General features: G+C 35.5%; 9 protein-coding genes and 3 tRNA genes. 6 read left to right on the plus strand and 6 right to left on the minus strand.

The window, feature by feature from the left end:
* Nucleotides 1–1,150 (minus strand): o-succinylbenzoate--CoA ligase (gene menE / locus CD039_RS06020; protein ID WP_142384377.1); only part of this gene is annotated, 1,150 nt, incomplete at its 3' end.
* A gap of 261 nt (nt 1,151–1,411) precedes the next feature.
* On the opposite strand from menE, the gene CD039_RS06025 reads away from it, so the two are divergent.
* Together CD039_RS06025 and CD039_RS06030 are read left to right on the plus strand one after the other, a co-directional pair.
* On the plus strand, nt 1,412–2,185 hold the full coding sequence (locus CD039_RS06025; protein ID WP_103371543.1) for a DUF5067 domain-containing protein: 774 nt from the start codon (nt 1,412–1,414) through the stop codon (nt 2,183–2,185).
* Nucleotides 2,186–2,497: 312 nt separating this feature from the next.
* Nucleotides 2,498–3,505 (plus strand): DUF4352 domain-containing protein, encoded by a 1,008-nt coding sequence (locus CD039_RS06030; RefSeq protein WP_103371544.1) that lies wholly within the window; start codon nt 2,498–2,500, stop codon nt 3,503–3,505.
* A gap of 98 nt (nt 3,506–3,603) precedes the next feature.
* Here the strand turns inward: CD039_RS06030 and CD039_RS12050 are convergent, their stop codons facing one another.
* Together CD039_RS12050 and CD039_RS12055 are read right to left on the minus strand one after the other, a co-directional pair.
* Nucleotides 3,604–4,269, minus strand: a complete 666-nt coding sequence (locus CD039_RS12050) for a thermonuclease family protein (RefSeq protein WP_240595052.1) — start codon at nt 4,267–4,269, stop codon at nt 3,604–3,606.
* Between the two features lie 153 nt (nt 4,270–4,422).
* Nucleotides 4,423–4,692, minus strand: coding sequence for a VanZ family protein (locus tag CD039_RS12055; RefSeq protein WP_240595054.1), 270 nt, complete (start codon nt 4,690–4,692; stop codon nt 4,423–4,425).
* A gap of 894 nt (nt 4,693–5,586) precedes the next feature.
* On the opposite strand from CD039_RS12055, the gene CD039_RS06045 reads away from it, so the two are divergent.
* From CD039_RS06045 to CD039_RS06060, 4 genes are all read left to right on the plus strand, one after another.
* Entirely contained in the window at nt 5,587–6,135 is a 549-nt protein-coding gene (locus CD039_RS06045; RefSeq protein ID WP_103371546.1) for an Ltp family lipoprotein, read from the plus strand.
* Between the two features lie 210 nt (nt 6,136–6,345).
* Nucleotides 6,346–6,618, plus strand: coding sequence for a helix-turn-helix domain-containing protein (locus tag CD039_RS06050; protein WP_103371547.1), 273 nt, complete (start codon nt 6,346–6,348; stop codon nt 6,616–6,618).
* Between the two features lie 84 nt (nt 6,619–6,702).
* On the plus strand, nt 6,703–7,551 hold the full coding sequence (locus CD039_RS06055; protein ID WP_103371548.1) for a DUF5067 domain-containing protein: 849 nt from the start codon (nt 6,703–6,705) through the stop codon (nt 7,549–7,551).
* 590 nt (nt 7,552–8,141) lie between these two features.
* Entirely contained in the window at nt 8,142–8,444 is a 303-nt protein-coding gene (locus tag CD039_RS06060) for a TM2 domain-containing protein (protein WP_103371549.1), read from the plus strand.
* A 792-nt stretch (nt 8,445–9,236) separates the two neighbouring features.
* Here the strand turns inward: CD039_RS06060 and CD039_RS06065 are convergent.
* From CD039_RS06065 to CD039_RS06075, 3 genes are all read right to left on the minus strand, one after another.
* A tRNA-Ser gene (locus CD039_RS06065) sits at nt 9,237–9,326 on the minus strand.
* Nucleotides 9,327–9,372: 46 nt separating this feature from the next.
* A tRNA-Glu gene (locus CD039_RS06070) sits at nt 9,373–9,444 on the minus strand.
* Nucleotide 9,445: 1 nt separating this feature from the next.
* Nucleotides 9,446–9,520: transfer RNA gene (locus tag CD039_RS06075), tRNA-Asn, on the minus strand.
* Nucleotides 9,521–9,584 lie beyond the last annotated feature (64 nt).

A 9,584-nucleotide genomic window follows, 5' to 3' on the forward strand; every position in this document is an offset into this window, starting at 1 on the left:
TCTCAATTTCAAACGGGTAAATATTTTCGCCACCACTAATGATTAAATCTTTACGTCGATCGTACACGATGACATAGCCATCTTCATCAATTTCAGCGATGTCTCCAGTCTTAAAATAGCCATCTTCGAACGTATTGCTTAAATCTGACGGATAAAGATATCCTTCCATTACATTGTCACCTTTGACAAGAAGTTCACCGTGACCGTCTGCATTCGGATGTTTAATCTTCACACCTACATCCTCACTTGGTCGCCCTACTGTATCATGACGTTCTTTCAACATCTGAGGACTTGCAGTCACAAATTGTGAACATGTTTCCGTCATGCCGAATGAATTATAAATTGGTAAATCATAGTTTAACGCTTGGTCAATCAACGTGCGCGATAACTTTGCTCCACCAAGTAATATTTTCTCAACTTGATAAGGTTGATGCCAGCCTGAATCCATTAACCATTTCAATGTTTGTGGCACTAACGACACATGAGTCGGACCTTCATCACGAATAATATTGAGCATGCGTTCTGTATTAAATTTCTGTTCAAGACGAACTGTAAAACCCTTGATGAGCGCACGCAACATGACGCTCAATCCAGAAATGTGATACATCGGTAAGACCGAAAGCCAAACTGTAGAACGGTCAAAACCTAGACTTTCTTCACAACCCTGCGCACTCGCATAGTGATTATGAAACGTTTGCGGCACTGCTTTCTGTGGTCCTGTCGTTCCTGAAGTAAACATGATCGACGCGATTCGTTCAGCGTTAAATGTCGCTTCATACGTGGACGACGTAGTTTCACTTTGCAACTCTGAGTATCGTAGTAGGTTGAATCCTGTAATTTCTAAAGGACGTGTGACGATAATTGTGTCGATATTCACCGAATTCATCTGATTCTTAATCTCTGTCGTCGTTAAACGCGAATTGATCATCGCCACTTCGATACCTGCTAACCATGCAGCGTTGATTAATACGACACTCTCCATTGAATTATCGATATAAAGTCCAACACGTCGCAAATTACGTTGATGTAGAATGAGTGCGAGACGTCGTGCTTGTTCGTAGCACTGTTTAAATGTGAGCTGTTCCTTTCCGTTGTCTATGAAGATGTGTTGGGGTTGATTTATTGCTCGTCGGCGTAACCAGTTTTCCAAATTGATTCCTCCAATACTTCAATTATTATAACGTTTTTCGATCGCTTTAGCATGAGTGGTACTTTTAGTAAAATGAGAGATATTAATTTTTTTGAATAATACGCAGCTAGCAAACTATTTTACCTAAAAAGTGTTGCATCGCTGTAAGCGATTTATATATAATAAGCATAACCTTCAATCGTCACTGAGACGGTTTAGAAAGACATATCACACCGTAAAAGATTTCAACACGATTGAACAACATAGAAAGGGGCAGCCGAGATGAAAAAAGTCTTAACATTATTATTTGCTAGTATTCTCCTCGTCGGATGTGGACATGACAGCCATAGTTCTAAGGAGGATAAGTCAAAACACGAGAGTTCGAAAAAAGAGGATTCTCAATCTAAAGAAGAATCGAAATCAAAAAGTTCAGATAAGAAGGATAAAGATTACGATACTTCAGAACATGAAACTTATAAGAAAAAGCCAAGTGGCACCTTTAAAGGCGATAAACTTGAAACGAAAGATTATATCGTAACAATTAAAGACAAAGAAATTATCCATAATAAGGATAAAGATCGCGATGTCGTTGCCTTTAAATTTGAAGTGAAGAATAAATCAGGTAAAAGTAATGTAAACGCTAGTTTTGCATGGATTGAATCCTTTGATATTCTTCAAGATAGTAAAGATACGGAAAATAAATTAAGTCCAAGCTACATAAGTTTCCGTGATGGTAAATATGCTGAATGGGACAAACATCAACGTGATAACATTAAAAAAGGTGGAACTGCAAAAGGTATTGAGACTTACGAACTGCAAGGTAAAGGTGATGTCTTTATCGTTGGAAAAGATAATAATAACTATGATAAAGACCTTGGCCGAACGAAAGTGAAACTCAAAGATTTGCATAAATCATCATTCTCACCTCGAGAAGAATTAGAAAAAAGTATTAATAAAGAATTAGAAAAAGAAGATGAGATTCAAGATAAAAAAGACCACGATAAGTCAGAAAAGAAAGATGACGATGACAAAGATAAAGCTGTTACAGATGCCTAAACTCGATCCTCTGTGATTCGTGTAGACCTCGCGAGCAATCGTGAGGTCTTTTTTGTGTAAAAGTTGAGGGCTCCCCATATTCTCTAGTTCACGATAGTAAGGGGACGAACTCTCGCTATATGAATACTTCCTAGAAATAAATAAGACTACATACCTTGCTTCGTTTTTCGTAATTTTACTGTTACCCAAGAAATTATTATTGCAATTCTACTGAGCAATATTATAATGAATGATATAAAAACTAAAGTATCTATATTTCAATTGATTTGTGATAGAGATAACAGCTTAAAATATAGAAAAGGAGCAACACGAATGTCCGAACAATCGAACTATAAAGAAAGACATCCGCAACGATCAAATTCGAAAGCACGTCCTAGGACAGCACACAAGCCGAAGAAATGGCCGATCATTGTAACAATTAGTGCAGTTATCATCTTACTTCTCGCAGCCGGCATTATCGCTTTAATCCTCTTCTTGAAGAGCGGTACACCTTACTCGTCGAGAGCTGATAAAGCATACAAGATTGGACAAACTGCGAAGAACGGAGATTTAGAGGTCACTGTGAAATCAGCGAGTCAATCTCACCAGGTCGGACCGTCCATCACTCCTACTACTGCCAAAGGAACTTACATTGTCGTAGACGTTAAGATTAAGAACAAAGGTAAAGAGTCACTCACAGTGGATAGCACGATGTTTGAGTTGCTGTCGGAGGGTAAGACGTTGAAAGCTAACGGTACCGCTTCTGTTATGGCCAACACAGATGATAACGGCGAGAATTCAAATTCATTCTTTTTAGAGCAAGTTAACCCTGATAGTACTGCTGAGGGTAAAATTGTTTTCGACGTTTCTTCTAAAGTAGCTAAGTCTAAAGATAAAAAGTTAAAGATTTCATCCAATTTGTTTAGCACGCAATATGTGACTTTTAAACTACCAAAACTAGCTTCCTCAGAGGATGAAGCCACAGAAGATGAAGAAAGTGATACTGAAGAAGAGGCTGACAGTGCAAACGACGCTGCTACACAAGGTACAGGCCATGTGGCTCAACCCCACAACTCAGGCAACGCATCGCAAGGCACAGTGAGACGTTCTCATAACAATGATTCAACTGCTTCTAAATCTCAAGATAAAGATGACTCAGATACGAAAGCGCAAAATAACAAAAATCAATCGTCTCCATCTCAGTCAGCACCGAAGTCGAATCAGCAATCGCCAAACCAACAAGGTAACGCAAATCAAGCACCGAAACAATCTGCACCATCGAATAACAACTCAAATGGGGCAGCTTCTGGCAACTCTAATCAATCAGGCGACAATAAATAAATAAAAGCATCGGATGAGTACTCCACTTCAATGAGTAATGCTTATCCGATGCTTATTTATGAGCTTAAATTATGAATATGCGGTGTTCAATTCCTGAATTACGACGCTTCACAAGCCATTCCATCACCATCTCTGTCTAGCTTGCCACTGTATGCGGGATGATCTTGAGAGACACCGTGTGGGTAAACTTTGCGTAATTCTGTGCAGTTATTGAATTGTTGTGAACCTTGAGAGTCAGATGACGATACAGAGCTATTTGCGTTGCTTTCGCTATCACTTTGTGATGACGAAGCATTCGATTCTGAAGCATTATCAGATGCAGATGTTGAATTCTGCTTCGATGACGCGTTCGACTTGTCGTTGTCTCCTCCATCTTCGAACGCTGAATCTAAACTCCAAATACCTAATTTTTCGGCTTTTGCCTGCTCTTGTGCTTTCTCAAGTCTGTCTAAATAGCGCGTGTTTGGAGGATAAACATAAGCTACCTTTGCTAAACCTTCGCGCACAAGAATTTCATTCAGCATCTTTCCGTCGACGTAAATATAGGCGAGTTTACGTTGATATTTATCATCTTTCGTTCCTACATCAAATTCTACTTCTACCTTATTTGCATTCTGTAAAAGTTCCTTCGTACGATCAGACGCTTCTTGACCAAACGGTTGCTTTCCTAATCGCGGATGTTTCGTTTCTGGCGTGTCTATGAGTAAAAATCTAAACTTCTCTTCCTTACCTTGATAAATTAAGCGAGCCGTATCTCCATCCACTGGTTTACTAAATTTAACTGGAATTCGATCTGTAGTTCCTGGTTGATAATTCTTGCTATCTTCTTGATCTTTATTGTCCTTTTTCTCATTATCTTGTTTGTGCTTATTTGACTTATCTTTATGAGACTTTTCGGAGCTTTTTTCTTTTTCTGCCTAAGAATCTTCTTTCTTGCCTGTGTCTTTAGACTGATGATGTTGCGACGTATGAGCCGTTTGATTGTGATTCGTTTCCTGATTATTTACACTCGTAGCTCCTATTTGTCCCAAGAATATAAATGCAATAAGCACAGTCACACTAATCTTCCAGAACTTTCTCCAATTCGCATATCTCCACATGAGAAATAGCCCTAGTGGAAACACAAAGATTAACATTAGAATAATAAACCAATTACTTTGGTAAAAACGATGGTGTTGCTTTGACAACTTTACTTCTCCCTTTCTCTTAAAGTGCTTGCACAATATTACAACAATACTTAGAGAGAACGAAGATCATTTTATTATGTATATGGGCTCTATTCCGTTAATATGTATAAAATTCTTGCTCTACATTTGTATAGTTAAATATCTAATCTAGTTAAACACTTTAGAAATCTACATATTTTTTATTAATTTTAAGACATATACAAGAGAAAAGCAATTACTGAAACTCAGAATTTGTGGTGAAATTTTGGTCGTAAGTTTAAAATTTGATTAATGACTCCTCCTATACAGCTAACTTATCTAAAGCTAAAGTACCCCTTTACTATCGAAATTCTATTTCTAGGCACATAGAATCAAAAAAGTATCTTAATATATTAAGAAAAATTGCGAAAACTATTGCTTATCCGTAAAGCTATAATTTACAATATATTTAATACAACAAAGAAATGAGAATATATGATATTTACACTATTTATTATATGAGTGGTTATTAATGAAACTGATTATAAGTCACTTCTTTTTAGTTTGAAATACAATACTTAATAATTGATTCATCTTTAATTATCACAACAATGAGAAATTAAAATTTTCCACCTATCGAAATATTGAACCATAAATCTAATAAAGTATTGAAGTGACTACTTATAATCAAAACTTTATCTAGGGAGGGATAAATAAGAAATTCGGATTTAGAACACCAAGTGTCAAAAAGTCTTTGAAAGCAAGAACAACCGGCGCTGCTAAAAGAAAAGTGAAGAGCGCGTTCAACCCTACTTATGGAACTAAAGGGATGGGCTATACGAAATCACCGAAGAAAGCCGTAAAGAATAAAACATATAAGAAAGCAACCAAGAGTTTTTGGGATATATTTAAATAACAAATAAAGGAGGAGTAGAAATGTCTAACGAACAAGATATTTCATTGCAAGAGCAACTTGAACGACAACAGAAACAATTTGAAGAATACAAGCAACAGCAAGAGAAAGGAAAAAAGAAAAAATGGTGGTTTGGTTGTGGCGGTTGTTTAATCCTATTGATACTAATAATAATAGGTATCACTGCGTGCACAGGATCAGTAACTAATGAATTAGACAATCAAGTTAATAAAGATAAAGCAGACGTAAAACAAGATGACGATTCAACTAAATCTCAAAAAGCTGCACTAAATTCAGCAAAAAATTATTCTGACGTAATGCATATGTCTAAGCAAGGAATTTATGAACAGCTAACTGCTAAAGAAGGAGACGATTTCTCAGAAGATGACGCACAATACGCTGTGGATCATCTTAAAGCTAATTATAAAGAAAATGCTTTAGAATCTGCAAAATCCTATCAAGAAGATCAAAATATGTCTAAAAATAAAATTAAAGAACAATTAACTTCTAGTTATGGCGATCAATTTACAGATGAAGAAGCTCAATATGCAGTAAATAATCTTGATGATTAAATCTATTAGAAGAGAGTCTGAAATATCCTAATTCAGGCTCTCTTTTTAAAATAATCGTTCATATTTTCTTTATTTCAGTTCTAGTATTTTCACCATTAATAAATCCCCTATATTTTTCATTTTTGAAATATAATAACCGATTTTCTGTCGCAATATTGAGATAAAAATTATATAATAAGTTTGTAAATAACAAACTAAGGAGAATTATAAATGACAAGTTTCCCTCAAAATCTCAAGACATTACGAACGTCACATGGTTATTCTTTAAAAGAATTAAGTGACCGACTTAATGAGAGATCGGATGTTAAGTTTTCTAAAGCGTCAATTGATCGTTGGGAGAAAGGCTTAACTAGCCCCTCTATGTCACACGCAAGTGTATTAGCTCAATTTTTCAATGTAACTTTAGACGAATTAAGTGGTTTAGAAGAAATGAGAGAACAACAACCACAAACAATTGCTGAACATTTAAACAGGGAATTGTAAGATAAGGAGGATGTGAATTATATTTTAAAACTAATAGATAAATTCAAAAACAGCAATAACTAAATTTAAGGAGAGACAACTATCATGAAAAAACTAGCAGGAATAGCATTAGCAAGCACACTTTTACTCGGAGCATGTGGAAGCAATCATCACGAAAGTAGTAAGTCTGAAAGAAAAGTTAACGAGAATAAGGTTCAATTTAAAGATGACACACTTGTCATCGACGACGGTGTGATGAAGATTAAAAAAGCTTACATTTTAGAAGATGCAGAACACGAAGAAAAAGATATTGTGTTCGAATTTACAGTTAAAAATAAGAGTGACAAAGACATATCGCCTACCGATATGTTTATAGCTTGCACTGAAGTTAAGCAGGACGATGATAGTACAGAAAATACATTAGATACTGGTACTGCAATGACGTTTGACAAAGAGTATCAACAATGGGATAAACACTCTAACGATACAATAAAAAAAGGTAAAACATCTAAAGGCCTTACATCATATAAACTACAGAATGATAAAAAAGTCACTCTATACTTCACAAAAGGTACTAGTGGTAAGAAGTTAGGATCTAAGACATATGATTTATCAAAATTGAAAACAGTTAAGGGTACGCCACCGACAGAAGAAAATATCAAAGAAAATGATGAAAGTAACGATAATGAAGCAAAGGCTACTGAATCAGATGATAAATCATCAAAAGCTACTGCTAGCACTAATACTAATCAAGCTGATGACAATAAACAAACCGCTTCTACAACAGCTAATTCTAATCCTAAAAATAGTGAATCTCAACCGAATAATTATGAAATTCCTAAAGAGCATAGTGGTGGCCATCCATCGTTATATGATCCATCTATCTCCCCAGACGAACAGTTCGATGGCCCCGAATATTCAATTGAGGTAGATCAAGCTAGAGATGAGCATTAAAAAATACGCTAATGGAAAATGGGGATATTACTTTGGTCATGAAGGGAAACGTTACCGAATCATTGTCAATATCAATTGGTGAGAATTAAACGCACTAAACAACTTGTTTTTGTTGTTTGGTGCGCTTTTTATATTAACTTACAAACAATAAAAGGTATTTTAACGGTAGATTATTAATATTAAGTTAATCATCTTAAAATAATCTAGCCTTCATCGTTTTAATGATCAACTTTTATTTTAAAATTACTCTAACACTTCTCTTCATGTATGTATTGTATTCCTTTAGAAACGGTGGTAAAATGTAGTTATACTCTAGGTATAATTAAAATATTATTCAGAAGATTTTAAGAACGAGACTCATACTATAGTAATTGCAGTTATAAGATTATTGTTCCAAAATATCACAGAATTACGAATTAAGTGTGTTTATTATACTTTATTGCTAAATAAAATATGAATAAACGGTTATGTTCAATAATTATATGCTTATATTTGAGTCCTCATTTGCTTACGAGTAAAAGAATATAACATGATTGTATAGCGTGATTACTTATGCAAACACCTATGACATTAAACAAAGGAGAGTTAAAATGAACGAAATATTCAAACAAGACTTAACACAAAAAGAATTGATGATTTTAAATGGTGAAATGGATAAAAAACGTAAAAGTAAAGGTGCTGCAGTAGCATTTTGGTTTTTCTTTGGTGGAATTGGTGGTCACCGCTATTATATGGGGGATATTGGCTATGCCTTAGGTATGACATTTACATTAGGTGGTCTAGGAATTTGGACACTAATAGACATTTTCCTTTTCCCTAAAAGAGTCGACCATATAAACGATCAAATTGAAAGAGACATTATAAATAATCTCGGTCTAGGTAGAAATAAGTAGAAAAAAAGCATTTATTGAATCTTCGAGCTCTCACACCATCTATTATCAAATGTAAAAAAGGGTATACGGAGTTCAATATTTTGCGTAATCGAGCTCTGCAGTTAAGTATTAATCCTTAACTGCAGAGCTTCTTTAACTGTATAGAACTTGGGTAGTATTGGATTTTGTTATACAAACTCATCCAATCTATATAGCTTTAAATTGAAGTTCCTGTTTACTAGTATGTGTCTTGGTTGCGACTTCTTTCAGATTTCATTTCGGAATAGACTCCTCTCTCACCCACTAACAATTCCTACTATTTAGAATGGAATCGACTTTCACCTTTAAGTTATTATGTACCAAATAACCACAGCAATAGCGTCCGCTGTAGTTTTAAATATCAGTACGCTTTTTCTTACGTTCTATTTTAATATAAGAGGTATATCAAAATTATCGTGACTATCATTATAAAGTTAAACCATTTAATACATAGTCAGTCAGAATATCGAGTCTACTCACTTTTAATTGACGAATATATAAGAATCGGTCTTAGTAACAGTTTTAGATAAACTCAATAGCTAAAATCAACAAAATATTTGTGTGTCTTTTGCACATAAATTTTGTGCCTAAATTGAGTTGATTGAGTCATTATATAGACACATTGTGCCTATTTTCTTTTAAAACTATGTGAAACGATTTAAAACACTTTTTCGTAACTAAACAACGAAAGCTAGAGAAAGCCCGTCACTAAGAGGTTTCTCGGTAAAACAAAAAATAGCTAGAAAAGTATTTTAAACTTTTCTAGCGCCCTAGCGGAGAGTGAGGGATTCGAACCCTCGAGACGCATGGTAACGCCTACACACTTTCCAGGCGTGCTCCTTCGGCCAACTCGGACAACTCTCCATATGATATTAAAAAAACAGAAGCGATTGCCACTTCTGTTTAAGTATGACCCCGACGGGACTCGAACCCGTGTTACTGCCGTGAAAGGGCAGTGTCTTAACCGCTTGACCACGGGGCCATGGCTCCACAGGTAGGATTCGAACCTACGACCGATCGGTTAACAGCCGATAGCTCTACCACTGAGCTACTGTGGATTAATAATAAATGGAGCGGGTGATGGGAATCGAACCCACAACATCAGCTTGGAAGGCTGAGGTT

The sequence above is a fragment of the Staphylococcus argensis genome (genome assembly GCF_002902305.1).
GTDB classification, from domain to species: domain Bacteria; phylum Bacillota; class Bacilli; order Staphylococcales; family Staphylococcaceae; genus Staphylococcus; species Staphylococcus argensis.

Bases quoted from the DNA above. Each gene is read 5' to 3' on its own strand.
- CD039_RS06060 (WP_103371549.1), top strand. From the start codon at position 8,142: ATGAACGAAATATTCAAACAAGACTTAACACAAAAAGAATTGATGATT.
- CD039_RS06050 (WP_103371547.1), top strand. From the start codon at position 6,346: ATGACAAGTTTCCCTCAAAATCTCAAGACATTACGAACGTCACATGGT.
- CD039_RS06030 (WP_103371544.1), top strand. From the start codon at position 2,498: ATGTCCGAACAATCGAACTATAAAGAAAGACATCCGCAACGATCAAAT.
- CD039_RS06025 (WP_103371543.1), top strand. From the start codon at position 1,412: ATGAAAAAAGTCTTAACATTATTATTTGCTAGTATTCTCCTCGTCGGA.
- CD039_RS06045 (WP_103371546.1), top strand. From the start codon at position 5,587: ATGTCTAACGAACAAGATATTTCATTGCAAGAGCAACTTGAACGACAA.
- CD039_RS06055 (WP_103371548.1), top strand. From the start codon at position 6,703: ATGAAAAAACTAGCAGGAATAGCATTAGCAAGCACACTTTTACTCGGA.